Here is a 242-nt window from a genome sequence, read left to right on the forward strand (position 1 = left end):
ATTTGTCTAATTCTCCATTGCCATGTTAAGTATCGAATTAACCTTTTATGATATTTGTGTCTATAACTATTGTATTCAAGTGCTTTTTTAGATAATAAAGCTGTTGTATTATTTGATCCGTATAAGTAATTGGTTAAAAAGCTGCCTGGCTTAATACGACAAGACTCAATGCCCATGTATTCATTAGTAACACTATGTCTCCACAATACAACTGAATCTAATACAAATAACCTTTTGATTAC

The 242-nt window shown here is 30.2% G+C and carries 1 pseudogene; it reads right to left on the reverse strand.

Going from position 1 to position 242, the window contains the following annotated elements:
- A pseudogene (locus FOT98_RS31105) lies at positions 1 to 242 on the reverse strand (XRE family transcriptional regulator); the annotation flags it as partial.

The organism is Bacillus sp. HY001 (assembly GCF_007558965.1).
GTDB classification, from domain to species: Bacteria; Bacillota; Bacilli; order Bacillales; family Bacillaceae_G; genus Bacillus_A; species Bacillus_A mobilis.